Source organism: Shewanella sp. 1CM18E (assembly GCF_023161665.1).
Classification (GTDB): domain Bacteria; phylum Pseudomonadota; class Gammaproteobacteria; order Enterobacterales; family Shewanellaceae; genus Shewanella.
Genome location: NZ_JALNTW010000022.1, coordinates 1 through 26,516 on the forward strand (window position 1 = coordinate 1; position 26,516 = coordinate 26,516).

The window sequence follows — 26,516 nt, forward strand, 5'->3', positions numbered from 1 at the left end:
TTAACGCACGGCAGGAAAGCTCCCTTTTAGGGAGTTATATCAAAGCCACCTTCTTCAGAAGGTGGATCTTTTACTTTTATAATCGACTTTTATGATTTGCTTCTAAGCTCGAAAGCGACTCGATTTCTTAGTTAGCTTAGCTGTAGTAGATTAGCCTTGTTTGTTACTTTCAAGATTATCACTCTCAAGCTTTGGAGCAGCCTCATTGTTTAGTGCTTGCTCTGTTGGAGTCGTTGCTTCAAATCGATAATTCAGCAGCTTAATATCTAATTGTTTACTGCCTTTTTCAAAATGAGATAACCGAATAGGCAAGTAGCTTAAATCCGGTGCCATCCAAAAGAATGTCTGTCGCTTTTTACTATCACGTACCACTTCAAACTTAACGGTTTGATAGCTGCCGCTGTCGATATTAACGCGCTCTTTCCCCACGATTTTAAAATCATAGTCATCGATTTCGCCTTCTTTAACCATGCTGTAATGCAATGCGTCTTTATTGGCTTCCATATCGAGCCTAAATTGTAGCTGCACCATTAGAGGGTCAAACAATTCTGTATCGTAAGGGAATTTTGCACGCTCATCTTTATAGCGGCTATGCACCACATTTTGTGCTTTGGCAAAAGCCGCTTGTTCACGAAAGCTTGGGCCTGTGCCTGTACGCTCAACGGAGTAGCGCATAGGTACAAGGTGGTTGTTTTCCTCTAAGCTGAATTCACTGCGAATATGGCGTTTGTCCGACAGCATTAATAGGCCAATATCACTGTCAAATCGATATTTAAATAGGTTTCCCTCAGGTGCTTCTAGAATATAACGCGCTCGGCCAAGTTCTATGCTGCCGTAATAGACTTCGTACTCTGCCATATGTGGCGTAAGTGCTGTGGTGTTGGCTGCGCTGTTGTGACTGGTTAATAGAAAACCAAGCGCCAAGAGTGCCACTAATTTTTGCGGTAATAGCTGTTTTGATGAAAGTGTTTTAAGCAAAGGCCACTCCTTTGGAAAAGCTAGAGAATTAATCATGTAAATAGCCTCATGTCTGTTCGTTAAAACGGCATTGACAAGACTAAGGTTGCCATATCGGGGCGCCATTCATATTCTGATAGTTTTATTTTACCGCGGTTAACAATGATCTCTTCACTACGCAGCCGCTGCATCTGTTCAATAAAGGGTTCACTATGCTCGGCAAACGATATTTTACCTTGGCTGTTAATCACTCTGTGCCAAGGTAATTTTAGTTCATTAGGTGCAGCCTTTAAGGCTTTAGATACATAACGCGCTCTACCTGGAAGACCTGCTAAGTCAGCGACTTTACCGTAGGAGCATACTTTTCCTTCTGGGATCATAGACACAATATGCCAAATTTGTGTCATCGGGGAAGGTTTACTGGTTTGTTGCATAAGGCTTACCTCCTCGCATTACGGTAAGTTCTAATAATATTGAGATCAACAGTCTAATAAATATGTATGCCTAAAATGCCGATCCTGCGTTGCAACTGTTAATTAAAATCTCTGCTGTTCCTCATTGGTTACGCACTTGTAATATAAGGTAAAAGCTCTTGCTGACAGTTAGCGCTAAAGTAATAATAGCGCCTTTTTCACGGTATATATAATGTCAGTAAAGGCTTTACGTCCTGTTATCGGGTCTTTGTTATTACTCTCTGCAGTGTCGACGCCAGCTTTTGCTGGTGACTTTCGCCATATTGCCGACCCATTGAATTTAAATGACTCGCTGTATATTGGTTTTGATGACGATACATTTAAAGTCGGTGGTAGTTTCGCAACCAGTCATCAAAAGTTTTCAGCTAATACTAATGTTGATGGTGATAAATGGCATTTAGGTTATTTGTATTCAGCCAGTAACGTTAATTTTAGAGCCTCTGTTGATCACGGTAAAACAGATACTCCACAAGGTAAATCAAGCCACTATCAATACCAAATGGGTTTAATGACCGAGCACCAAGGTTGGTTTGCTACGCAAGTCTTTACCGAGCTTGCTGTTAACCATTTAGCGGTTAAGCGCTATAAAGATAGCACGGCAGCGAATGCTAGCATGACTGTGTTAAAGCCGATGACCGAGCATTGGTACAGTGAGTTTTACTTGCAAGGTAACGCCGGTATTGATGGTGTTGAGCGTTATGATGCCAAAAGCTGGTTAGCACTGGGTTATCAAATTAATCCGCAGTGGTCTTGGGTGATTCGCTACCAATATGACTGGGAAAAATTAGAGCAAATTGAAAACGAAGATACCCAGTGGGTATTTGCTATCCGTTCGCAGTTCTAATTTCTCTGCTGTAAGTTTGATGTTAGCTATATTTTAAAGCCCATATTGATAAGCAATATGGGCTTTTTGTTGGGGGGTAGCACCTACATCAGTTCTGTGTGGAGCTTATACCTCTAATTGACTTCAGCCAGCTCAAGCTCGTTATCCTCAGCTTGTGGTGTGGTACCAAACTTATGAAATAGCACTAAACCTAACGCCGTTAATAGGCCTAACGCACCTATGATGTACCACATAAGGTCGGGTCTATCAGCGCCTTTAGCAACTTCAGAATATAAATAGCCCGATAAAGGCCCCGCTAATAAAAAGCCAATAGCAGAAGAGACAAAATAGTAGCCCATAAACATGGCTTTTTTATCATTAGGTGCAAAGCTTGCTACGTATTCTTGGCTTTTTGGTGAAGCAACCATTTCGCCAATTGAGAAGACTAAAATAGAGGTCAGCACCATAGCACCGCCCATAATTGCGCCGTGGGCAATACCGCCAATAGCTGTGCCAAGAGCCAGAATAATGGTGCCGCCAACCAAAACGGGTAGCGCTTGGAAACGCTCTACAAAACGACTGATCATCAATTGCATGACCACAATGGATAAGAAGTTCAGCCCAATAAGGTATTCAGGATTAACTTGTCGATACTCAACAGCCCAAGTTTGTGCGTACTGCGCCGCAATTGTTGGTGTTTGCGCTATTGCGGTTAATGCTTGGCTTATTTCAGTGGTTGGTACCATCACTTTAGTGTGCACCAGTTCAAAGTAGGCCTGCTTGGCGTTTAGTGTGCCGCTCGTCACTTCACTTGCAAGGCGAGTCAGTTCTGTTTGCAGTAAATTAACATCAACAGGTGCAAAAAATTGCAGTAGATCAGGGTAAGGCGCAAGCATTAATACTAGATCGCTTGTATCTACAAAGTCACGAATATAGATAGGTAGCGTGATAAATATCTGCTGATACACCATCCACATGCCAGATAAGATCAGTAAGTAAATCACAAAGGGCTTATTGCCTAGACTGATCTTTTGGGCGTACCAAGGAGCTTGCTTGTGAGTCGAAGCCAGTTTATCCCAAATAATATGTGCCGCGAACCAAATGGCATAAATGATTAATGTGGTTTCACCCGTTATCCATTTAGCACCATAAGACATCAAAATCACTAACGTGCCGAAGAATAAAATGGCAAAGCGAGCATTACCCAGTACTTCTTGGATATCTTGAAATACCGCTTTAAGCGGCTTGCCTTTTTGTTGGCTCTGATCTGTAGGCTCTTTATAAAAGAAATAGGCCGGAATAAAGTTAACTGCTATCCAAAAAGCCGACATAATAAATACCCAGTCCCAGCTAATGGCTCTTACATAGCCGGCGATGAAAGGCCCTAAGAATCCGCCGATATTAACCATCATATAGAAAATGCCAAAACCTAAACCACGATTGGTTTCATCGGTTGTGCGAGCTACAGTGCCTGTGACGACAGGTTTAAAGCAGGCCGCGCCAACAGCAACCCCCATAAAAGCGACAAAGAATCCCATAAAGGTATCAACTTGGCCGAGTAGATAATAACTCGGACACATAATGGCATAGGCAACTAAAAACATTTTTCGGTAACCATACCTATCTGCGAGCGCACCGGTTAATACCGGGAATAGGTAGAGGAAGAAAGGGATCATACCTTGTAGTAGGCCGCGTTCTTGCTCTGAAAAACCTAATCCACCTTGGTTTTGTGGTGAGGTCATATATAAAGATGATAGGGCGAAAAAACCATACCAGGCTAGGCGTTCAAAGATCTCCATTGTATTGGCAACGAAGAATGTAGGGGGCAGCGCAGTGCGTCCTGCAGAGGTCATATTATTTTCCGTATATTTTATACATTTTGATTTATGCTATCACATGTTAATAAAAAGTGGAGCAAATTGTGCAAAATAGAAACGCTTTAGTAGGCAGATATGGTGATTTTATAGGGCTGAAATTCGTCGATTACTGCGTTAATAAGCCCTCCAGTAGAGGGATTGCTGACTTTAAATATAAGTCGAGATTGCCTTTATTGATGATTCGGTCATAATAGCGCGAATTTTTTAGTTAACATTAGTGTGATAAAAGTATGGCAGTGTTAGACATCTTAACGATCCCCGATGAGCGCTTGAAGCGTAAAGCTGTGCCGGTAACAGATATTGAATCTGTGCAAGGTTTTATCGACGATCTAATTGAAACTATGTATGACACCGATGATGGTATCGGCCTAGCGGCAACTCAAGTGGGTAGTTTGCATGCTATTTTAGTTATCGATTTATCTGAAGAACGCGATCAACCTATGGTGCTGATTAACCCTGAAATCGTTGAGTCACGTGGTCAATACCAAGGTGAAGAGGGCTGTTTATCTATCCCAGGTTACCGCGCTAAGGTTAATCGTCACGAAGGGGTTAAAGTCACAGCGCTTGATCGTGAAGGTAAAGCGTTTGAGATCGATACTGACGAATTCTTAGCGATTGTTCTGCAACACGAAATGGATCACCTTAACGGTATCGTGTTTACTGATCATCTTTCTATGCTGAAGCAACAAGTTGCATTGAAGAAAGTAAAAAAATACAAGTAAGTTATTAACTTAGTCGGGTTATTTCATTCGTTAATAACGCGATGCTAAATTAATCAATTAAGCGCTCCTCTTATAGAGGAGCGCTTTTTTTTGCAGTTAAGATCACTTGCGATCTAATAAAAGATAACTATACTGTGTTTTTATACAGTATTTGTTGGTTCGTTGAATATGTTCGCCTAGTTCACAGCTATTTTTAAGCAACTAGTCTTAAGCAAAGTAATGCTAAGTGACAAATGAAAGGTGAGCAGCTGATTGACGAAATTAGGTGCATAAGATGAGCTACGCCAAAGCGTTAACAGTAGATGAATTAAAGGAGGCAAGTATTGCTGCCAGTCAGCAAGCTAATCAGTGTTCAAGCAGTGGGTTAACAGTAAAACCGCCGCTAGCTAATTTACTTGAGCGACAAGATCTCTGGTTAGGCGAGCAATGGCAGCATCAGAACGAGGCATATTGCACCGGTTTTTCGCTACTTAATAAGCACTTGGCTGATAATGGCTGGCCTAAACAAGGTGTATGTGAATGTTTATACGATAATCCCGGCCAAGGTGAATTAACGCTGGTATTGCCTTTATTACAGCAATTGATTGGTCAACGTCTTGTATCGCAAACGCTTGCTTCAGAGCAGCACTCTGAAGTTAGCAAGACAGATGCAGATCATACAAACCATGCAGAGTCATTAGTCATGCTGGTTGCACCGCCCTATATTCCCAACCCTCAAGCGCTTGAACTACAAGGAATTGAAGTTGAACGTTTAATTTGGATTGATAGCAGCGACAGAAAAGAGCAGTTATGGGCCATAGAACAAGCATTGAGTAGTGGCGCTGTACCTTTGGTATTGGCATGGCTGGGTTATCTATCCATTACTGAGTCGAGACGACTGCAACTGGCCGCGGAAAAAGGCCAAGCATTGTGTCTATTATATTTACCGAGCAAGTTGGCGGATAACTCACATCCGGTTAATTTACGCTTAACCCTTAAACGCTCATTTTTCCGCCGTAAGCAAATGAGCACTAAAGTAACGTCTAACAAGCAACTCTTTTCTCAAGATCAGATCCTGGCTAAAAAGAGAGTCAATGCTAATAGTGCCAATACTATTCGGGCTGTGGAGCGCTGTGGCGATAGCAGCATTAACATTATTAAGCGTCGTGGTGGCTGGCCGAGTAAAGCATTTAGTTTGTCGTTACTGCCACCGCATTTAAAAGAAAGTTTGCTTGGGACGGCTAACTATTTAACACCTAGATTAGCGGCAGAAGCGTTAGTAGATGTTGCGTCTCACAGAAGATTAACCGATAAAGATCTGCAAATAGAGCAGACGTTCAAACTCAGTATTGTCAATAACGCTATCCATTCAGCGCCTAATTGATTCAGCGCTAACTGAACAAGAACTGCCGAGAAAACCAACATGTTATGGCTTGCAGCTTATTATCCCCAATGGGCATTTCAATACCTTAGGTATTTACATCAACAGCAATCTATTGATGGCTGTGTGCTATTTGAACCTAAGTCATTACAGGTATTAGCCTGTGATCATAGTGCAACACAATCAGGAATTCGCCGTGGCATGAGTATTAGCACTGCGCAAAGCTTATTAGCTGAAGTGGTACTGATAGAATTTGACGCTCATGTGACTCAACAAGCTTCTGACTGGCTCTGTCAGTGGAGTTATGGGTTTAGCGCCCGAGTTGCGCCGCTGCATTGCTCGCTAGCGGCTCAATATGCCAAGCAAGAACTGACTAATGACAGTGCGGTATTGAACCAAAGCTTGGTAAAAAAAGCAGGCAAGTTCTCTGTGAATGAGTTTGTTGATGACTGTTTAGTATTAGAAGTTAGCTCCATGGGCTTAGTGTTTGATGGCATTGACAACCTGGCTCAGCAATATGGACAAAAGGCGTTAGCACTTGGGCTAGACGTACAGCTTGCTATTGCTGAAACACCGCTAGCAGCTCAGCTTTTAGCGTTACAAGCACCGCGATTTATTTCATTGTCTCATAGCTTGAATAAGGCATCGTTTGAGCAAGGTTATCAGCGTAATGAGCAAGTATCAGAGTTTGAACATCAAGCGGAGCTGCAAAGCCGTTATTTACAACATGAACATAATAGTTTGTTGCTAGATACTCTGCCCATTCAGGCTTTACCGGTATCCAACTATTTATCCGAGGCATTTACCAATATGGGGTTGCATACGTTATCTATGTTAACCGCATTACCCGAAAAAGATCTTGGTCAGCGCTTCGGTCAACCCTTACTGCAATTATTGGCTAAGATCAGTGGCAAATTACCCCAACCAATGTCGTATTTTGAACCTGCAAGTCATTATCAGCAAAAGCTAACCTTGCTCTATGAAGTTGAATCCATGCCGGGAATTATCTTCCCGCTAAGGCGAATGCTAGATGAGCTCGCCGGTTATTTAGTGCAGCGCCAGTGGGCACTGCAAACACTGACCTTAAGTTTAGGCTATCGAGACCGAGAGCTAGCGCCTTTAGAACTGACAATTTACTACCCTTTCGCTGAACATAGAAGCGCCGAACTGCTTAGTTTATGTCGTATGCAACTTGAGCGCGTAACCTTATATCAGCCTGTTGTTGAACTATGTATTTATGCCAATAAATTTGCGCCAATCACTCAAGGGCAAACTCATTTATTAACTCATACAAAAGCTGGGAAAAACGATGCTGGTCGATACTTGCTATCGAGCTTACAAGCACGGCTTGGCAGCGATAAAGTTAAAGGGATCACCTCAGTATCTGAGCACTTACCTGAGCATTGTTGGCAAAGTACAGCACTTAGCAGTATTGGCAAGATACAAACTAAGCAGCAAAAACATAGATTGGCGCTGGGGGCTTGCCGACCTTTTTGGCTACTTGCTCAGCCAGAGGCAATAGCAACAACAGAGTTTGAACTGTTAAAGGGGCCTGAGCGATTACAAACTCACTGGTGGCAACAAGCCAGTTATTGTCGTGACTATTATATTGCTAGCCATGTTGATGGCGGCCTGTGCTGGGTTTATCAAGAGCAAGGTGGTTTTTATCTGCACGGATGGTTTGGTTAATGTACGCAGAGCTACACGCTATTTCAAACTACAGTTTTTTAAGAGGCGCTTCTCACCCTCATGAGCTGGTGGAGCAAGCGGCGAAACTTGGTTACAGCGCAATTGCGATTACAGACGAATGTTCGTTTGCAGGCATAGTAAAAGCCCATGAAGCGGCTAAGAAGCATCAAATCCGCTTATTGGTTGGTGCGGAGTTTCGTTTAGCTGAAGGTGTATTCGTATTCTTAGCTAAAAATCGCAAAGGTTACGGACAGATTAGTCAGCTTATAACCTCTTCGCGTCGTCGAGCAGAAAAAGGCGCTTATCAACTGCAATTTACTGAGCTTTTAGATGGGTTAGATGAGTGTATTTTATTGTGGAAGCCGCAGCCTCTTGAGCCTGAGCTAGATACAAGAGTGCAGATCGAAGATCAGTTACAGGCATATCAAGCGCAGTGTTTGACAGTTGGTTTGGCGTTAGTTTCAGCATTTGCTAATCGTTGCTATTTGCTCATGGAGCGGAGCTTGCTGGCTGGTGAAGCATTAAAGCTGCAATTATGGCAAAAACTCGCAGAGCATTTACAGATTGAATGCGTGGCAGCGGGTAATGTACGCATGCATTGTGAGCAGCGACAAAAGCTGCAAGATGTGTTGACTTGCATCCGTTATGGCACGCAATTAGAGCATGCTGGAGCGCTGTTACTTGCGAACACTGAAACGGCATTAAAACCGTTAAATGCCATTGCTAAGCGTTATTCTAAGGCTTGGATTGATAACAGCTTAGTGATAGCAAAACAGTGTGAATTTAGTTTAGATGAGTTGAGATATGAATACCCAAGTGAAGTGGTTCCTAGTCATTTAACTGCGAGTGAGTATTTAGCCCAAGAAGTCGAAAAAGGGGCTACTTGGCGTTTTAATAATGAGGTGCCTAAAGCCGTTAAACTGCAATATGTAAAAGAGCTGCAGTTAATTAAAGATATGCAGTACGAGTATTTCTTTTTAACCATTTACGACATAGTTCAGTTTGCTAAATCACAACATATTTTGCATCAAGGCCGCGGCTCTGCCGCAAACTCTGTGGTGTGTTATTGCTTGGGGATCACCGAAGTTGACCCAACCAAAGTCAATATGCTTTTTGAACGTTTTGTGTCAAAAGAGCGTGATGAGCCGCCTGATATTGATGTGGATTTTGAGCATGAGCGCCGTGAAGAGATCATCCAATATATCTATAGCAAGTATGGCCGTGAGCGCGCAGCCCTTGCTGCTACGGTGATTAGCTATCGTTTCAAAAGTGCCATGGGTGATGTGGGCAAAGCGCTTGGCATTGATAGGCAACATATTGAGCATATACTGCACAGTGTCGATAGGCGCGATAGTGAGTTTGATTGGCTAAGTCAGTTAGAGGCTAAAGGCTTGGTGCCAAAAGAGGGAATTGGTCAGTATTTATTGCCCTTGGTGCAGGAGATCTTAGGTTTTCCGCGGCATTTGTCTCAGCATGTGGGCGGATTTATTATTTCATCTGGGCCATTAAGTGAGTTAGTGCCAGTTGAGAATGCTGCAATGGCAGATAGGACGGTTATTCAGTGGGATAAAGACGATTTAGAAAGCTTAGGCTTGCTGAAAGTCGATGTGTTGGCTTTAGGCATGCTAACAGCTATTCGAAAATGTTTTGAGCTTATTACTCAGACCCACTCTCAGACTCAGGCACAGTCCAATACTCAAAACCAAACTTACGATAATCTTTCACTGCAAAACCGTCATAGCTTAGATAATAGTTTAGAGCCTTACCAAACTCAGCAAGTTAAACCATTTTCAATGGCGGATATTTGTTGGGAGCAAGCCGAGGTGTACCAAATGTTGCAACGAGGCGACAGCATTGGCGTATTTCAAGTGGAGTCAAGGGCACAAACCTCAATGCTGCCAAGGCTTAAACCTAAGTGTTATTACGATTTAGTGGTGCAAATAGCGATTGTTCGTCCGGGCCCTATCCAAGGTGATATGGTGCATCCTTACTTAAGGCGTCGAGACGGCTTAGAACAGGTAAGTTACCCAAGTGCTGAAGTTGAAGCGGTATTATCTCGCACTATGGGGGTGCCGATTTTTCAGGAGCAAGTGATTCAATTAGCTATGGTCGCAGCAGGATTTTCCGGCGGCGAAGCCGATAAATTAAGGCGAGCAATGGCCAGTTGGAAACGTTCTGGTGAGCTGCAACAGTTTGAAACTAAGCTGTTAAACGGTATGCAAAGTCGGGGGTATTCAACAGAGTTTGCCGAGCAAATTTACCGGCAAATAAAAGGTTTCGGCGAGTATGGTTTTCCTGAGTCACATTCTGCAAGTTTTGCGCTACTTGCTTATGTTTCAGCGTATTTGAAATATCACTATCCGGCGGCATTTTGCTGCGCTTTATTAAATAGTCAGCCAATGGGGTTTTATAGCCCATCACAGTTAATTCAAGATGTGAAACGCCATGGGGTAAATGTTTTGCCGGTGTGTGTTAATCAAAGTCAGTGGCAGCATACCTTAGAGTCTAATGAACATGGTGAGCAGCAGTTACGTTTAGGCTTTAGATTAGTAAAAGGACTCAATCAAAAAGAGTGTGCTCGCCTTGTAGAGGTAAGGCCTAAACAGGGATTTCATCAGCTTGAGCAGATCTATCAACTAGGGATTGCTTGCCATGAACTTGAAACCTTGGCGAGTGCGAATGCGTTTGTAACCCTTGCAGGGCATAGGCACCAAGTTCGTTGGCAGTTGTCGGCTTGTCAGCAAAGTTTACCTCTTTTTGCAGAGGATGAGCTTAATCAACTGGATAGAGTAAAAGGTGCTCAAGATAAATCGCATCAATCACCTAATAGCGAGTTAATACAAGATGGCTCTAAGCAACGAGCGCACACGATTAAGCATATCCAGGTTGAACGAGAGTCGACTCCTAAGCTGGCACCACCTACGGCTGCAGAGTCGATGCAAGCAGATTATGCTTATACAGGCATGACACTAGGCGAGCACCCGATGGCAATGCTTAGAGCAAGATCTCGTTTAGCTCGCTCTTGCTTGCATAACTGCATCACTGCAGAAGCGCTTGAGGGGTGTCGTAGTGGTCAAGTTGTTACAGTTGCTGGATTAGTTGTTGGTCGGCAGCGGCCAAGTACTGCATCAGGCGTGACTTTTATTACATTAGAAGATGAAACCGGAAATGTTAATCTTGTAGTGTGGAGCGCAACGGCTCGATCGCAGCGACAAGCGTATTTAGTTTCAAAGATTATGAAAGTCAGTGGTGTGTTAGAGCGGCAATCTGGAGTGACTCATGTGGTTGCCGGAAAACTCGAAGATATTTCTCACGAACTTGATAAATTGTCTGTTCGTTCCCGTGATTTTCACTAAGTATTAACCTAGTGAGTCTGGCCATGATTTTTATGATTAAGCTTCATTGTCATGTTGAGTAAAAAAGGGCTGGTTAGATGAAGCTTTGGGACATCAGCGCTTTAGGTATATACTGCGGCCGTAATTTATTTAAGAGTCATACCGTTGCAAATTATCCTTTTAACTCATGAGCGCGAAGCGACTCGAGCTACCAATACCGGCAATATTGCGCTGCAGTATGCAGGTGATTATTGTCAGCGCATTATTTGGTCTCGGGTGACACCATCACCCTTATTACTTGATAAATTGGCTTTAGCAGATACTGCGATTTTGTTCCCAAAAGAGACTCTTTCTACCGAGACCTTAGCAACAGAAGTATCGTTAGAAAATACAGACGATGTGCTGACGCAGCAAAGAGAGCTGAAACAGTTACCGGAAACATTAGTCATCATAGATGCGACATGGCAAGAGGCACGAAAAATGCTGCGTCAAAGCCCTTATTTAAAGGCCGCAGCGCGTTATTGCCTTACGGAAACCACTAAATCAGAATTTACTTTGCGCCGTAATCAAGTGGAAGGCGGGTTATGTACTGTGGAATGCATTATTGAGCTGTTTAAACAAGCTAATATGAACGCAGAGGCTCAATGTTTACAGGAAGAGTTTCAGCGTTTCTGCCAGTAAGTTAACTATTAATAAGGCGCTGGTAGCGCCTTATTCTCGAATGAGCCTTTGATGGACGCAGCATTAGGCTTGATGATGCCAATCGACCAAGTGCTAATACCGTTAAATTCATACCGTTAAATCACAGTAAGATAGATACACAAGAAGTGACACACTGCGCCGGCTAATACAAACAGATGCCAAATAGCGTGATTAAACGGGATCTTCTTTGCTACGTAAAATATTACCCCTAAGCTATAAAATAACCCGCCACCTAAAAGCAAATAAAACCCTAGATCTGACATATTGGCGATTAAGTCTTGCATCACTGTCACGCATAGCCAACCCATAACAAGGTACAAAATTAAGCTGAACACCTTAAAGCGGCCAATAAACAAGGTTTTAAATAGCACTCCGCCAATCGCGAGTGACCAAATGGCTATCAAAACCCAATCTGCATCACTACTTGTGAGTGTGATAAGCATTAAAGGCGTATAAGTGCCTGCAATCAAAAGGTAAATCGCGCAGTGATCGGCAATCTTCAATCTGTGCTTTAAAAGCGGTGATGTGGCGCTGTGATAAAGGGTAGAGCAAAGAAATAATAAGATGAAGCTCGCGCAGTAAACCACCACACCTGTTAATTGAACAAAGCTAAGGTGGTCATATCCTTTTAGCAAGCACAAAAGTAGCCCAATAATACCAATCGCGACGCCAAGACCATGGCTAATACTGTTGGCCAATTCTTCTTTAGCGCAGTAACTCGCTTGAGTGATCTGCTTCGCTGCTACTTGAGGTGTTTGCTTGTTTGATACTGTCGCTTGCTCTACTGCCATCGTATAAAAGACTTCTGGTTAGACCACAATTAGGGGCAGTGTAACAGCTTTGATTTGAAAAGCTATCGCTTTAGCTAACACGTGTACGCTAAAATTTTTTGTGATAACTCATAACTCCTCATTCGCGGTAGGGAACTTATATTAATAAGTTTGTTCTAAACTATCGTTAAATGAGAGACTCCGGCTATATAACGTTTAGAGCCAGTAACAATAGCAAATACATAGTGCTAAATAGGATTTAAAACAGCAATAGGGATAACTCAAGGATGTACACAAGGAATGTCAGACCACACTAGCTGTAACCCAGCTTGCAAAAATAACCGTCAAAATGGCCTAGGAGAAAACAGCCTAAGCAATTCAAAGCAAGCTGGTATATTTACAGCGCATAATCGTAGTGAAAACGCACTTGATAATGACGATAAGCTGATAACGGTATTTTATGGCGTTAATCGCATTAATGCCATCAATTCGACAGATGCTAGTATTCAAACCGAGCTTTTTCCCCATAGCCCGTTTGTTGCGAACTTATTAGACGCAATTCCCAATAGTCACAGTGATAGCCATAGTCATCGCAAAAGTCCTGTTAGTGCTTGCGGCAATTCAGGCTTTTACTCAGCACTTACCCAGGCACGAATATTTTGGACGCTTATTGCGGTATTACTACTGCATATTATTTTGATTGTGTTGGTTAATTATTTTTGGAATGTCTCTGAGCAAACCAAGCCAAAAGAGTCCGTAGCAGCGATACAATCTTACTTGTACGTTGCACCTTTAGATAAAACCATTTTACAGACTGAACACTCACAAATTGAAATGGAGACTGAAAAAACAATTAAAGCTGAAGCAGACGAGCTTGAAAGGGTTAACACAGTAGACAATGTTACAGTGGCATCAACGAAACAGGCCTCTACAATAAAAGCTAAGCCAGATACTAAACCTGCAGAGGATTTAGCACCGAAAATGCATGATAAAATTAAAGAGATTCAGCCTGAAAAAGCGACTGAAACCGCTGAATATAAAACAGATAAAATCCAAAGTAACAACTTAAATCATACCTCAGTTACCAGTGGCTATACCCAGTCTTATTTGCAGCGACAGCGAGTGAATCAGCTCGATGAATTAGTGGCAAACAGTGCAGCCCAATATACTCAAAAACGCTCATTAAGCGAAATGGATGGCGATATGCAAGAGCTGATATTTTTACAGGAGGATGAGTACAGTAAAATTATCACCACTCAGCATAGATTAGACCCTAATAGAGTTGTAAAACACGGTGATGATTGCTACCGGGTTGTCAAAAATGGCAACCAAATTAACCCCTATGCAGAAAACCTTGGATATTGGTTTAATTGCGGAGAAGATAAAGTCAAAAAAGCGATGAATGAGAGTATAGATAAACGGCTAGAGCAGCGAATGATAAGCCGTTAACGTGTAAATTTAGAATACTAATAAGCAAGGTTTATTGGACATAGTTGACTGATTAATATTCGCGTTAGTAGACAAATTTTGTGGTGAATTTAATTTTAGTTATTAAATTTCAGTTAGTTGAAGAACAAAATTTTTGTTATCAACTTCTGGTCTAATAACTTTTTAAGCTCTTGTATCTTACCTGCGGATAGGTCTATACTGCCAGTTCATCTTGTCGGAGTGCCATATGGCTGAGACCGTTAATTCGGGATCCGTTGAACCTGATCAGGCTAGAACCTGCGAAGGAAACAAGCGAAATAACTGCATAAAATGACTTTATAATAAGCAAAAGCAGCATTTCGGTGGTTACGTGTAACTGGTGTTTTATCACCTGTTATATGTTCAACTTTTCACATTCTCATTTTCTCCTGGCAAGCAACTTCATTTCTTACAAAAAGTGAGTTTGCTAATGTCAAATCGTCGCGAAACCCGTGCTCAAGCACAACAGTTTATTGATAACCTAAAACCACTACAGCACCCTAATTCAGAAAAGATCTATCTTGAAGGCAGCCGTACGGATCTTAAAGTCGGTATGCGCCAAATCCACCAAGCCGATACCTTGATTGGTGGTGATGAACAAAACCCTGTTTTTGAAGCTAATCCACCATTAAAAGTGTATGACTGCGCTGGTGCTTATTCAGATCCTGATGCAGAGATTGATGTGCGTAAAGGTCTTGAAAAATTTCGTGAAAATTGGATTGAAGAGCGCGGCGACACTGAGCAATTACAAGGAGCAAGCTCAGGTTTTACTCAGCAACGTCTTGCCGATGATGGTTTAGATCACTTACGTTTTGAGTCTTTATTACCGCCACGCCGTGCAAAAGAGGGCAAGCGTGTTACCCAGTTGCATTACGCTCGCCAAGGTATCATCACCCCAGAGATGGAATACATTGCCATCCGTGAAAACATGGCCAAATCTGAAGTCACAGATCCCATTCTTACCCAAAAAGATAAAGGTGAAAGCTTTGGTGCAGTGATTGGTGAGCCGATCACTCCAGAGTTTGTAAGACAAGAAATCGCCCGCGGCCGCGCGATTATCCCGCTGAATATTAACCACCCTGAAGCTGAGCCAATGATTATCGGGCGTAACTTTTTGGTGAAAGTAAATGCCAATATCGGTAACTCAGCAGTGACCTCATCGATTGAAGAAGAAGTTGAAAAGCTCGTTTGGTCTACCCGTTGGGGGGCAGACACGGTAATGGACTTATCTACCGGTCGTTATATTCACGAGACCCGGGAATGGATCATTCGTAACTCTCCGGTACCTATTGGTACGGTTCCTATCTATCAAGCGCTAGAGAAAGTGAATGGCGTTGCTGAAGATCTTAACTGGGAAACATTCCGCGATACGTTAATTGAACAGGCCGAGCAGGGCGTCGATTACTTTACGATTCATGCCGGCGTCTTGCTGCGTTATGTGCCGATGACGGCTAAACGCTTGACCGGCATTGTGTCGCGTGGTGGCTCTATCATGGCGAAGTGGTGTTTATCGCACCATAAAGAAAATTTTCTTTATGAAAACTTCAGAGAGATCTGTGAGATCTGCGCAGCTTATGATGTTTCGCTGTCATTAGGGGATGGTATGCGCCCGGGATCAATTGCCGATGCCAATGATGAAGCGCAATTCTCTGAGCTAGAAACCTTAGGCGAGCTGGTGAAAATTGCTTGGGAATATGACGTGCAGACCATTATTGAAGGTCCGGGTCATATTCCAATGAATCTTATTAAAGAGAATATGGATAAACAGCTTGAGGCTTGTGATGAGGCGCCGTTCTACACCTTAGGCCCGCAAACGACCGATATTGCGCCAGGTTACGATCATTTTACCTCAGGTATTGGCGCGGCAATGATTGCTTGGTATGGCTGCGCAATGCTGTGTTATGTCACGCCTAAAGAGCATTTAGGCCTGCCAAACAAAGAAGATGTTAAACAAGGATTGATTGCCTACAAGATTGCTGCTCATGCAGGTGATGTGGCAAAAGGCCACCCAAGCGCACAAATTCGCGATAACGCGCTATCAAAGGCGCGTTTTGAGTTCCGCTGGGAGGACCAATACAACCTAGGTTTAGATCCTGAAACTGCCCGTGCTTATCACGATGAATCACTACCGCAAGAGTCGGCAAAAGTGGCTCATTTTTGCTCTATGTGTGGCCCTAAGTTTTGCTCGATGAAAATTACCCAAGAAGTACGCGATTATGCCGCAGCTCAGGAGAGAGATGCTGAGTCAAAAGCGATTGATATCAAATCTGCTGCTGAGTATGAATCCTATGGGGCTATAGAAAGCTCAAAGCTTGCTGCTGAAAAGGCTCAAGGAATGGCGCAAATGTCTGCTGAGTTTAAAGCTAAAGGCGCTGAACTTTACCATGAAGCAAGCCATAAACAGCCTGATGTAGCACTAGAGGATTAACCATGGCAAACCCAGATGCGTTATCTGTGAATCGTCCAATTGTTTGGACTATTGCGGGCTCAGATAGTGGCGGTGGTGCGGGTATTCAAGCTGATCTGTCTACTATGTCAGATCTTGAAGCCCACGCTTGCAGTGTTATTACTGCGGTAACGGCGCAAAGCTCGGTTACTGTGGCATTGGTTGAATCAGTTTCAAACCCAATGCTGCAATCTCAACTTGATACTTTAGCCAGTGATTTGCCGCCTGCAGCGATAAAAGTTGGCTTGCTTGCCGATCAGGCACAAATAAATCTGTTAGCTAAATGGTTAACTGCTGAGCAAGCAAATTGGTTGCAATCAGGCAAAAACGTGCCGGTTATTTTAGATCCCGTCATGGTGGCTACCTGTGGTGATGCGCTAGCAAATGGTGCTGGCTTAGACTTTACCCCGCTAAAAGGGTTAATAACGTTAATCACGCCAAATGTGAGTGAATTGGCTGTACTTGCTGCAACTGAGCTTACGAACGTTGATGCGTGCATTGCTGCCGCTAAGAAATTATCTGCAACCTTAAATACTTCAGTGCTAGCAAAAGGTGGTGATAATGGGCCAGCTTGGTGTCATCAACAAGCGAACGATTTACTGGTTTGCACCGATGTTGATGGGATTTCTGATAAACATCAATGGCAAAGCTTTTGGCTATCAAGTCAGCGCGTTGATACCGATAATAATCACGGTACAGGCTGCACATTATCTTCGGCAATTGCAGCTGTAATGGCTCATGGCTTTGTGCTTAATGATGCTGTCGTGGTCGCGAAGGCTTATGTTAATGCTGGGCTTAAGGCCAGTTATCAAGTTGGTCGAGGCCCAGGCTGCTTGGCTAGAACGGCTTGGCCTAAAGATTTAAGCAATTTTCCATCCATTAAAGCCATTACTGCAAGTGATCTTAAACCTGTGTCACTTAGTTCGAGTGACGATGCCGTCAGTCAAAGCCGTTTTAAGCAGATTGATGAGCCATTGGGGCTTTACCCAGTGGTTGCTGATGTTGAAATGCTCGAAATTTTACTCAAATCGGGTGCTAAAACAATCCAGTTAAGGGTAAAGGATCCTAGTGAGCCGACACTTGAGCAAAGCATTATTCAGGCTATTTCACTTGGCCGTGATTACAAGGCGCGAGTATTTATTAATGATCACTGGCAATTGGCCATTAAGCATCAAGCTTATGGGGTGCATTTAGGTCAAGAAGATCTCATTGCCAGCAACTTAGAGCAGCTGCGCGCTGCAAAGCTGGCACTAGGGCTGTCTAGCCATAGCTACTTTGAGATCTTGTTAGCTTATCAGCACAAGCCATCTTATATCGCGTTCGGCCATATCTTCCCGACAACAACTAAGGTTATGCCATCAAAGCCTCAAGGCTTAACAAAGTTAGCTCGCTACGTGTCGTTGATGAAAGGGACATTACCCATAGTGGCAATTGGTGGGATTGATGCGTCAAACCTTGCCAGTGTTAAAGCAACGCAAGTTGACGATATTGCCGTGGTGCGTGCATTAACTGAGGCACAAGACCCGCAAGCTGCATTTAAAGCACTAACAGCTGCTTGGCTGGTGGAGGCGTAATAGTGGTTAAGGCAGAGATAACTGCAGATAACAGCAGCACTGAGGTTAAGAGTAGCGCCAAAGCCAAAAGGACTACTGCAGCGCTAAGCGATAGTGATTTTTTACGTTACTCACGCCAAGTGCTGCTAGCTGAAGTGGGCGAAATTGGTCAACTCCAATTTGCTAATGCTCATGTCATCGTGATTGGCGTGGGCGGGTTAGGTAATTTAGTTGCGCAATATCTTGCTGCTGCAGGTGTCGGCAATATTACGCTGGTGGATGGCGATAAGGTAGAAGTCTCAAACTTACCGCGTCAGCTGTTATTTAGCGATCAGGATCTTGGTCTTAATAAAGCACAAGTGGCGAAAACTAAGTTAAGTATTGCCTATACCAATACTCAAGTTCGTGCTGTGGATGAACACTTAAGCCATGACAATTTTCAGCTAATATTTGGCGCTCAAGGCCAATATGATCTGTTGTTAGATTGCAGTGATAACTTCAGTACACGTCACTTGGTTAATCGCATTGCTGTTGAGCACAAAATTGCCTTAGTTTCGGCATCCGCGGCGCACTTTCAAGGCCAACTTTTATGTGTAGAGCAACAGGCTCGCCCAGATAGTGGCTGCTATCACTGCTTATTCCCTGCAGATATGCAGGTCAATCAAACTTGTCAAACCGTTGGTGTATTAGGACCTATGGTTGGCACGCTTGCATCTATGCAGAGCTTGTTAGCTCTGCAGCTATTACTGGGAAATAACGAGTTAGTGGGCAATTTATATCGGTTTGATGGCAAACAATTTAGTTGGCGGCAATTAACGCTTATACGGGATGATAGCTGCTTGGTGTGTGGCCATGAGCTCAGCAAGCATGAGTGTGTTAATGGCTAACACGGAAAATAGTGACGCAAGCAACCGAAATAACTCAAATTGTTTAAGTAATTCAAACAGCTTAAATAGCTTACTGCCCTTAGGCAGCGTGAGTGACGCAAACAATAATGTAGCTAGACATAATCAATGAGAAGGTAAAGGCTCAGCGATGATTAACATTTTTATTAACGATGAAATCGAACAAGTTGAATTTGAAACTTGTTTATATAACGTACTAGAAGCGTACGGCTCAGAAAAGGGCATAACGTTAGCGACTATCGCCGTTGCGGTAAACGGTAGCGTAGTGCCTAGAGCGACTTGGCAACAGACTCAATGCCAAGCGAACGATAAATTAGAACTGTTTTCAGTGGTAGCCGGAGGCTGATATGTTAACCATAGCGGATCATCAATTTGAATCACGATTATTTACCGGTACTGGTAAATTCGCTCAGCCTAAAACCATGCTGGCAGCGATAAAAGCCTCTCAGTCTCAGTTAGTGACCTTGGCCGTAAAACGCCTCGATTTAAATACTGGTAGCGATAATATATTACAACCGCTGCTTGATAGTGGCGTAAAACTACTGCCTAACACAGCAGGGGCGAGAAACGTAAAGGAAGCGGTTTTTGCGGCTCATTTAGCGCGTGAAATGTTAGGTACAAACTGGGTAAAGCTTGAAATTCATCCCGACCCCAAATATCTGATGCCAGATCCTATTGAGACTTTAGAAGCTGCGCGAATTTTATGTGAGCAAGGCTATGTGGTGCTGCCTTATGTGCATGCCGATCCAGTGCTGTGTCGTCGCCTTGAAGAGGTTGGCTGTGCAGCAGTCATGCCGCTGGGCAGTCCTATTGGCTCTAATCAAGGTTTGGCCACTGAAACATTCTTGAAAATCATTATTGAGCAAGCCAAGGTGCCAGTGATTGTTGATGCCGGTATTGGTGCACCCTCGCAGGCGACCCATGCGATGGAGTTGGGCGCTGATGCTGTGTTGGTGAATACCGCAATTGCAAGTAGTGCCGATCCTATTGCAATGGGGCAATGCTTTGCCCAAGCCGTTAATACAGGTAGGCAAGCTTATATGGCAGGATTAGGGCTTGTGAGTCAACAAGCTCAGCATACCAGCCCATTGACAGGTTTTTTGAATGAATAACGCTGAAGACAAAGTGGCAAATACACAAAAAAGTTTTGTTGATGTATTTAAACAACTGTCGCAAGCAGAGCTTAAGCTCAGGCTTTATTCGACTACGGGCGAAGATGTTGAGCGTGCTTTGCAGCGACCAGCTGGCGATTTAGATAGTCTATTGGCGCTATTATCACCTGCCGCAGAGCCATATTTAGAGCAGATGGCGCAGCAGTCAGTTTCCCTTACAAGGCAACGTTTTGGCGCGAGTATTGGCATGTATATTCCGCTCTATCTATCGAATCTTTGCGCGAATGAATGTGATTATTGCGGTTTTACCATGAGCAATAAAATCAAGCGTAAGACCCTATCTGAAAATGAAATTCGCGATGAAATTCGGCCGATAAAAGCCATGGGCTATGACTCAATTTTGCTGGTATCCGGTGAACATGAAACCAAAGTGGGTGTGCCTTATTTTAAGCAAATGCTGCCACTTATACGTAAAGAGTTTAGCCATGTAGCTATGGAAGTGCAGCCGCTAGAGGAGCAAGATTATAAGGAGCTTGTAGCAGAAGGGCTTGATGCAGTGATGCTATATCAAGAAACCTATAATCCACTGACTTATGGCGAGCACCATACTCGTGGTAAAAAAAGTGACTTTGCTTATCGGCTTGAATCACCGGATCGCGTAGCGCGAGCTGGCGTTGATAAAATTGGCCTGGGAGTATTACTAGGTCTTGATGATTGGCGTCTAGATGCATTACTAATGGGCCATCACTTAGCTTATTTAGAAAAAACCTACTGGCGAAGTCGCTACAGTATTTCTTTGCCGAGACTTAGGCCTTGCACTGGCGGCGTGGCGCCAAAAGTTGAGCTTACAGATAAAGGCTTAGTGCAAATGATCTGTGCGTTTAGGCTTTTTAATCAACAGCTTGAAATCAGTTTGTCGACTAGAGAAACGCCAACACTACGGGATAACTTATTTGCACTTGGGGTGACAAACGTAAGTGCTGGTAGCTCTACTCAACCTGGTGGTTATGTTGAGCCAAATACTGAGCTCGATCAGTTTGAAATTAGCGATGAGCGCTCGCCGCAACTGGTCGCTAAAGCTATGCTTGAACGCGGATTGAATCCTGTATGGAAAGACTGGGAAATGGTGTGGTAGCGATTAGCTATCGGTCAGTTATCTATTGTTTAGCTAGCTTTTTAGCAATTAAGTTTAATGATAGTGTTATAACAAGGAAGTAAAAAGTCGAGGTAAAACAAGGATGAATTCACTACAAAAGAAAATGGAGTTGAACCTATTTTGCCAGTGCCGTTATTGCCAGAGCAAACAGGTAAAAGTGAGATTTAGGTTTTTACCAAACTTAATCAGTTTTCCAGTGGGCTTGGGTATTTTAAGCTTGTTAGGGCTACAGCCATTACCGATAAAAATGCAGTGTAAAAGTTGCAACAAGACGTTTTACGGTAGTGGCATTCAGCACTAATTTTTGCTAATACTTATTCTGCTAATGATAGTTCGATTAAACCTGCACACTCTTAAAGAGAGCAATATTAACAATAGCCACTATCAACTACAGCAATTGTAATACTCGTCAATGCTTACATAATGAGTATTGAGATCTAAACAGTAAAAAGAGGTTAGCTATTATGCTGGAAACTATACTTATTGCGGTTCTTACCATAGCTGGAGTCTTTGCCTCTTACTTTTTTATATTTGATAAAACGCCTATAAAAAAACAAGATAAGCGAGACTAATTGTTTCAATCCCCACTATTTCTCAGTGATTAAAACAATAAGTGGTTGCAATAGGGAGCCACACCTTAACATAACGCGAGTGACTATTTTGATGTAAAAGCAGTATTACATTTGCATTCTTTTAGTACCCTAAACACTTCTGCTGGGTTGATAGGTTTAGCAATATAGCCGCTGGCACCTAACCTAAGACCGAGATCTTGGTCAGAATCTTCAGCTAAACCGCTGACAATAACGACAGGAATTTCGGTGGTTAGCGGGTTATCTTTTAGATCTTTGAGTACCTGATAGCCATTTTTATCAGGCATCATGATATCTAAAAATATACAGTCTGGCTTTTGAACCGTAGAAATATCTATAACGTCTAAACCTGAATTGACCGTGGTTACTTGATAGTCATCGCCTAGGATTGATAATAATAGGCTTGAGCAGAAAGGATCATCGTCAACGACCAGAATTCGTACTTTATCCATTTAGCGACCCTCTTCAACGTATCAGTTTTATAGCGTTATTTTTATACGATAAGGCTATCATTTTCTTATATTAAAGGCTATTTATTGCGCGGAAATTAACACTGTATTTATTGTAGTCTACAGCGGAATAGATTGAGCTAATATGTGTATGTTTGTTTTGAATTTTCTGTACATCGAATAGAGTTTAGAAGATAATTTAATCACTTATAGTAACTTTTAAAGGTGATGCTATGCAGATCCCACCAAGTATTATTTCAGGACAAAATGGTTTTCAGTCAGCACAGTCTGATTTAACCCAAGCTACAATTGATGTGGCAGGTGCCAGCCAATCTGCAAGTGGTACCAGTGTGAGTTCAGCGGGGACAAGTGCGGTTGAGGCATTAGTTGATGCCAATCAGGCTGTTATTCATGCTCAAGCATCTGCAGAGGTTATTCAAACATCATCGGATATGATTGGTAGTTTGATCGATATAAAGGTGTAAGTGAGCTATACAAACGCTTGATTAAGGTATCAATATTAAACGCATTTTAGATGCGTTTTTTTATGCATGTAAAAGTGTAACTGGTTCTATCATTGGGATGTGGCTAATAACCAAACTTAATCACATTAGGATGGTGTTTTACGCTTTGAATCAGCTATTTATTGGTGAATCCTTCACTAATAATCTATTGTTAGATGATTACAAGCTTTTAGAGTCATTGCAGTATGTTTAAACAAGGAAGTTGGACCATAAAGCAATTTTTGCTTGCAGGTAGTATAGCCATTTTTACGCTGGTTATTGTTAATGTGTTAGTTACACAGTATGTATTTAGTAGTAAAGCCGCGTTATTAGAGCTTGAATCAAAGGTTGTTGAGTCATCAAATACGCTATTAATGATCCGGCGTAACGAAAAGGACTTTATCAGCCGTATACAGCCTAAATATATTACTCAGCTACAATCGCTAAAATTAAGCCTAGAGCAACAATTAACATCAATTAACCATTTACTTGCTGAAAGTGGCCTAAATATCTCATTTAACAGCCAGCAAGCACAGCGCGAACTTGATCAATATATTAGCTCTTTTACTTTGCTCACCAATGAGATTTATCGATTACATGGTGGCAATCATCAAGTGGGTCTTTTACAGGTATTTGACCGCAATGCTAGTCTGTTACAGCTACGGGCCAATGAGCTAGACGATCCAACATTATTTAGCTTAATCATTAATAATCAATCGACGACATTCGATTTCTTTGACAGTTTTGAACCGCGTTTACTGGAAGAAATATCTAAGCAGTTTTCTGATATTGAAAGTCATATAGAGAGCCGCTCGGGCTTAAGCAGTGAGTTACAGCAACCATTTAGCGACTTTAAGCATGCTTTTTATCAACTGCAACAGTCTATGCAAAGGCGGGGCTATAGTGAGTCTCAAGGTTATCACGGCGCATTTCGGCAAAATGTTCACAATATTGAAAAAAGCTTAAATCTACTTTTTAAAACCATTCCGGCTCAAGTCGACCATAGCATTTCTGCACTCGTAAACACCCAATTGATCACTGAGATTTTGTTGGTTCTATGTATCGCTGCAATTCTTTGTTATCTCTATTTAGCAATTACTCGAATGGAATCGGGGCTTATTTCTGCCAAGCAGCAAGAGCAACGAGCTAATCGAGCTAAAAGCGCCTTTTTAGCTAATATGAGCCATGAGATAAGAACACCATTAAATGGCATTATAGGCATGACAGAGATCCTTAATGATTCTAAATTAACGGCGATTCAAAAAGATTATCTAAGTACGATTAACTCATCCTCGCAAACTCTATTAATGTTGATTAATGATATTTTGGATCTGTCTAAAATTGAGTCTGGTCATTTAGAGATCTGTTCTCATACCTGTGGCGTTAAAGAAATTATTTATGACACCGCAGCACTGATTGCCCCCAAGGCGCAGCAAAAGAATATCCATATCGAAATTAGCCTTGATGAAAGCATTCCTAACTACATTCGAGCTGACGAACAAAAACTACGTCAAGTGCTTATGAACTTGGCTTCTAATGCAGTTAAATTTACCGCCAAAGGTTATGTGGCTTTTAGGGTAGAAAACCAAGGGCAAACAGCTGACTCGATTAAATTGTTGTTTTCAGTTAAAGACACGGGTGTTGGGATTGATGAAGGTAAGCATCAGCAAATATTTGAAGAGTTTAAACAAGAGGAAACGAATACTTCGGTCAATTATGGTGGCACTGGGCTAGGTCTTTCCATCTCCAGTAAAATGGTGAACATGATGGGAGGAGAGATCGCGATAAAATCGAGTAAAGGCGAGGGCAGTGAGTTTTACTTTTTACTCAATTTCGAGCTACAAAATGATGAAGTCGTTACTCCTAAACTGCGTAATACACATGTTGTTTATTGCACGACTAATCCAAGCTCCTTGCTAATACAAAACTTAAAAGGCCTACATTATCCTTTTGTGTTAACCGGCAATATTGCCAATATTGGAGGCTTATTAAAGCAATCGAGCGTGATTATTTTGCATGATGTCTCACGCAGTTATCCGAATATTGCTATTTTACTTGCTCGGGCGAATCATCATTATAAAGAAGATTTTGGTGATACAGTCGCAGGTTACATAACTTTACCGCTGCTTGGCAGCCGCTTAGATAGTCTGCTGCAATCTGTTGCTCTGCAGAGTAAACAACAGGTTGAACGATTAGACAGAACTGACGCTGATAACGAACCGGCTCCTGAATCAAATGTCATAATAAACAGCGGTTCAAACAATTTAACTGCTCCAGAGCTAAAGGATTATGCATATAGTAAGGGAGATACGTCTGCAGAAAAACAGCCAACTGCATTAGCCAAAATGGTATTAGTTGTTGAGGATAATAAGGTTAATCAACAAGTCGTATCAATAAATCTAGCGAAGCTTAATCTACCTTATCTTATTGCCAATGATGGGAAAGAAGCACTGGAGCAATTTAAAAAGCATCGTGGTCAGTTTTCAGTTATTTTGATGGATTGTATGATGCCGGTGATGGATGGCTTTGAAGCGACAAAAGCGATTCGGAATTTGGAAAAGCAATTGGCGACTCAACCAGTTCCCATTATCGCTTTAACCGCCTCAATTTTAGATGATGATATCCAAAAGTGTTTTGACTCAGGCATGGATGATTATTTGCCTAAGCCATTTAAACGAGAAGTATTGCTAGATAAGCTCGCTAAAGTACATTAGCGCTTATTCAATTTGGTGGTGCCGCTTAATAATGGCTTCAAGTAATTCGCTGGCAGGTCCCTGTTTATCTCGGTTGGGGATCACTAAGCTCAAATTTGCTCTACGTTTACTAGAGCCTTGTAGTTGTAGTTTAGTTAATCGTTGTAATTCGAGATCTTTGTCTACAAGGTTTTGTGGTACCCAACAAAATCCCATGCCTTTTTTCAAAATGGTAATCGCCTCATGGAAATTACTCACCGTCCAGCGTTGCTCGGCTTTCAGCCAACCTAAGTCTGTATTTGGTGTTAAGGCTGTATCTTTAATAACGATTTGTAGATGTTGTGCTAGGGTTTGATCATCGTCGATAATACCTATTTGAGCCAGTGGATGCTCTGGATGGCAAACAAGTGCAAAGTCTATATCGAGCAAGGGCTCAGCGATATGGCCTTTGGGAGGCGGTCCACCACAAATCGCAAGATCAACACTTTGTTGATTGATTAATTCTGCTGTGCCGGTAATTACGGTGTCGACAATCGTGACTCTTGTTCCACGGCTTTGTGGTAAAAACTCACTAAGAGCGTCAACTAAGTGCTCCATTGGGTAAATTATTTCTCGGGCAATGGTTAATGTGGGCTCCCAACCCGTTTCCAAGTTATTAGCCAACATTTCGAGCTCATTAACTGATTGGGTTATGTGGCGAGAGCGACGTAGTAACACTTCACCGCATTCGGTTAAATAGGCTTTTCGACCTTTGACTTCAAGTAGTTGTACCCCAAGCTGCAATTGCAATTTGGCGACGGCATGGTTAAGTGATGACTGGCTCTTATTGAGTTTTTCTGCGGCTTGAGAGTAACCACCGAAATCGACCACTGCTTGCAGTATTCGCCACTGCTCAAGCGTTGATTTTGCTCTGTCCATAGGAGTGTAATTATCT

The 26,516-nt window shown here is 42.5% G+C and carries 21 protein-coding genes and 1 riboswitch; of the genes, 15 read left to right on the plus strand and 6 right to left on the minus strand.

Annotation, left to right across the window (positions count from 1 at the left end; translation table 11 throughout):
* Positions 1 to 150 precede the first annotated feature (150 nt).
* Together MSG37_RS19560 and MSG37_RS19565 are read right to left on the minus strand one after the other, a co-directional pair.
* The gene (locus tag MSG37_RS19560) at positions 151 to 924 is read right to left on the minus strand and encodes a DUF3108 domain-containing protein (RefSeq protein ID WP_248472396.1); all 774 of its coding nucleotides are present in this window, start codon (positions 922 to 924) and stop codon (positions 151 to 153) included.
* Between the two features lie 113 nt (positions 925 to 1,037).
* A complete protein-coding gene (locus MSG37_RS19565; protein WP_248472345.1) occupies positions 1,038 to 1,391 on the minus strand; it encodes a methylated-DNA--[protein]-cysteine S-methyltransferase in 354 nt (117 codons plus the stop codon).
* 211 nt (positions 1,392 to 1,602) lie between these two features.
* Between MSG37_RS19565 and MSG37_RS19570 the strand changes: the two genes are divergently transcribed.
* On the plus strand, positions 1,603 to 2,274 hold the full coding sequence (locus tag MSG37_RS19570) for a hypothetical protein (RefSeq protein WP_248472346.1): 672 nt from the start codon (positions 1,603 to 1,605) through the stop codon (positions 2,272 to 2,274).
* A 113-nt stretch (positions 2,275 to 2,387) separates the two neighbouring features.
* Here the strand turns inward: MSG37_RS19570 and MSG37_RS19575 are convergent, their stop codons facing one another.
* Entirely contained in the window at positions 2,388 to 4,106 is a 1,719-nt protein-coding gene (locus MSG37_RS19575; RefSeq protein WP_248472347.1) for an MFS transporter, read from the minus strand.
* Between the two features lie 254 nt (positions 4,107 to 4,360).
* Here MSG37_RS19575 and def point away from each other — a divergent pair, with 254 nt between their 5' ends.
* From def to MSG37_RS19600, 5 genes are all read left to right on the plus strand, one after another.
* The gene (gene def / locus MSG37_RS19580; protein WP_248472348.1) at positions 4,361 to 4,852 is read left to right on the plus strand and encodes a peptide deformylase; all 492 of its coding nucleotides are present in this window, start codon (positions 4,361 to 4,363) and stop codon (positions 4,850 to 4,852) included.
* Between the two features lie 274 nt (positions 4,853 to 5,126).
* The gene (locus tag MSG37_RS19585) at positions 5,127 to 6,215 is read left to right on the plus strand and encodes a hypothetical protein (RefSeq protein WP_248472349.1); all 1,089 of its coding nucleotides are present in this window, start codon (positions 5,127 to 5,129) and stop codon (positions 6,213 to 6,215) included.
* 39 nt (positions 6,216 to 6,254) lie between these two features.
* Complete coding sequence (locus tag MSG37_RS19590) at positions 6,255 to 7,901, plus strand: DNA polymerase Y family protein (RefSeq protein ID WP_248472350.1); 1,647 nt, start codon at positions 6,255 to 6,257, stop codon at positions 7,899 to 7,901.
* Positions 7,901 to 11,257, plus strand: a complete 3,357-nt coding sequence (locus MSG37_RS19595; RefSeq protein WP_248472351.1) for an error-prone DNA polymerase — start codon at positions 7,901 to 7,903, stop codon at positions 11,255 to 11,257. Before MSG37_RS19590 ends, MSG37_RS19595 begins: the two co-directional genes overlap by 1 nt.
* A gap of 144 nt (positions 11,258 to 11,401) precedes the next feature.
* On the plus strand, positions 11,402 to 11,917 hold the full coding sequence (locus MSG37_RS19600; protein WP_248472352.1) for a tRNA-uridine aminocarboxypropyltransferase: 516 nt from the start codon (positions 11,402 to 11,404) through the stop codon (positions 11,915 to 11,917).
* 116 nt (positions 11,918 to 12,033) lie between these two features.
* Here the strand turns inward: MSG37_RS19600 and MSG37_RS19605 are convergent, their stop codons facing one another.
* Entirely contained in the window at positions 12,034 to 12,729 is a 696-nt protein-coding gene (locus MSG37_RS19605; protein ID WP_248472353.1) for a hemolysin III family protein, read from the minus strand.
* A gap of 279 nt (positions 12,730 to 13,008) precedes the next feature.
* On the opposite strand from MSG37_RS19605, the gene MSG37_RS19610 reads away from it, so the two are divergent.
* From MSG37_RS19610 to thiH, 7 genes are all read left to right on the plus strand, one after another.
* The gene (locus tag MSG37_RS19610; RefSeq protein ID WP_248472354.1) at positions 13,009 to 14,157 is read left to right on the plus strand and encodes a hypothetical protein; all 1,149 of its coding nucleotides are present in this window, start codon (positions 13,009 to 13,011) and stop codon (positions 14,155 to 14,157) included.
* A gap of 205 nt (positions 14,158 to 14,362) precedes the next feature.
* A riboswitch (TPP riboswitch) is annotated at positions 14,363 to 14,461 on the plus strand.
* A gap of 144 nt (positions 14,462 to 14,605) precedes the next feature.
* Positions 14,606 to 16,603 (plus strand): phosphomethylpyrimidine synthase ThiC, encoded by a 1,998-nt coding sequence (gene thiC, locus MSG37_RS19615; RefSeq protein WP_248472355.1) that lies wholly within the window; start codon positions 14,606 to 14,608, stop codon positions 16,601 to 16,603.
* A gap of 2 nt (positions 16,604 to 16,605) precedes the next feature.
* Positions 16,606 to 18,195 (plus strand): thiamine phosphate synthase, encoded by a 1,590-nt coding sequence (gene thiE, locus MSG37_RS19620; RefSeq protein ID WP_248472356.1) that lies wholly within the window; start codon positions 16,606 to 16,608, stop codon positions 18,193 to 18,195.
* Between the two features lie 2 nt (positions 18,196 to 18,197).
* Entirely contained in the window at positions 18,198 to 19,061 is an 864-nt protein-coding gene (locus MSG37_RS19625) for a HesA/MoeB/ThiF family protein (RefSeq protein WP_248472357.1), read from the plus strand.
* 148 nt (positions 19,062 to 19,209) lie between these two features.
* Complete coding sequence (gene thiS / locus MSG37_RS19630; RefSeq protein ID WP_248472358.1) at positions 19,210 to 19,425, plus strand: sulfur carrier protein ThiS; 216 nt, start codon at positions 19,210 to 19,212, stop codon at positions 19,423 to 19,425.
* A 1-nt stretch (position 19,426) separates the two neighbouring features.
* Positions 19,427 to 20,191: a thiazole synthase gene (locus tag MSG37_RS19635; RefSeq protein WP_248472359.1), complete on the plus strand. Its 765-nt coding sequence runs from the start codon at positions 19,427 to 19,429 to the stop codon at positions 20,189 to 20,191.
* Positions 20,184 to 21,326 carry a 2-iminoacetate synthase ThiH gene (gene thiH, locus MSG37_RS19640; protein WP_248472360.1) on the plus strand — a complete coding sequence of 381 codons (1,143 nt, stop codon included), beginning with the start codon at positions 20,184 to 20,186 and terminating at the stop codon, positions 21,324 to 21,326. Before MSG37_RS19635 ends, thiH begins: the two co-directional genes overlap by 8 nt.
* Positions 21,327 to 22,002: 676 nt before the next feature.
* Here the strand turns inward: thiH and MSG37_RS19645 are convergent.
* Positions 22,003 to 22,389: a response regulator gene (locus MSG37_RS19645; RefSeq protein WP_248472361.1), complete on the minus strand. Its 387-nt coding sequence runs from the start codon at positions 22,387 to 22,389 to the stop codon at positions 22,003 to 22,005.
* Positions 22,390 to 22,619: 230 nt separating this feature from the next.
* Between MSG37_RS19645 and MSG37_RS19650 the strand changes: the two genes are divergently transcribed.
* Positions 22,620 to 22,871, plus strand: coding sequence for a chemotaxis protein (locus MSG37_RS19650; protein ID WP_248472362.1), 252 nt, complete (start codon positions 22,620 to 22,622; stop codon positions 22,869 to 22,871).
* A gap of 224 nt (positions 22,872 to 23,095) precedes the next feature.
* Complete coding sequence (locus tag MSG37_RS19655; protein ID WP_248472363.1) at positions 23,096 to 25,603, plus strand: ATP-binding protein; 2,508 nt, start codon at positions 23,096 to 23,098, stop codon at positions 25,601 to 25,603.
* Positions 25,604 to 25,606: 3 nt separating this feature from the next.
* On the opposite strand, the gene MSG37_RS19660 is transcribed toward MSG37_RS19655, so the two are convergent.
* Positions 25,607 to 26,500 carry a LysR family transcriptional regulator gene (locus MSG37_RS19660; RefSeq protein WP_248472364.1) on the minus strand — a complete coding sequence of 298 codons (894 nt, stop codon included), beginning with the start codon at positions 26,498 to 26,500 and terminating at the stop codon, positions 25,607 to 25,609.
* Between the last annotated feature and the right edge of the window lie 16 nt (positions 26,501 to 26,516).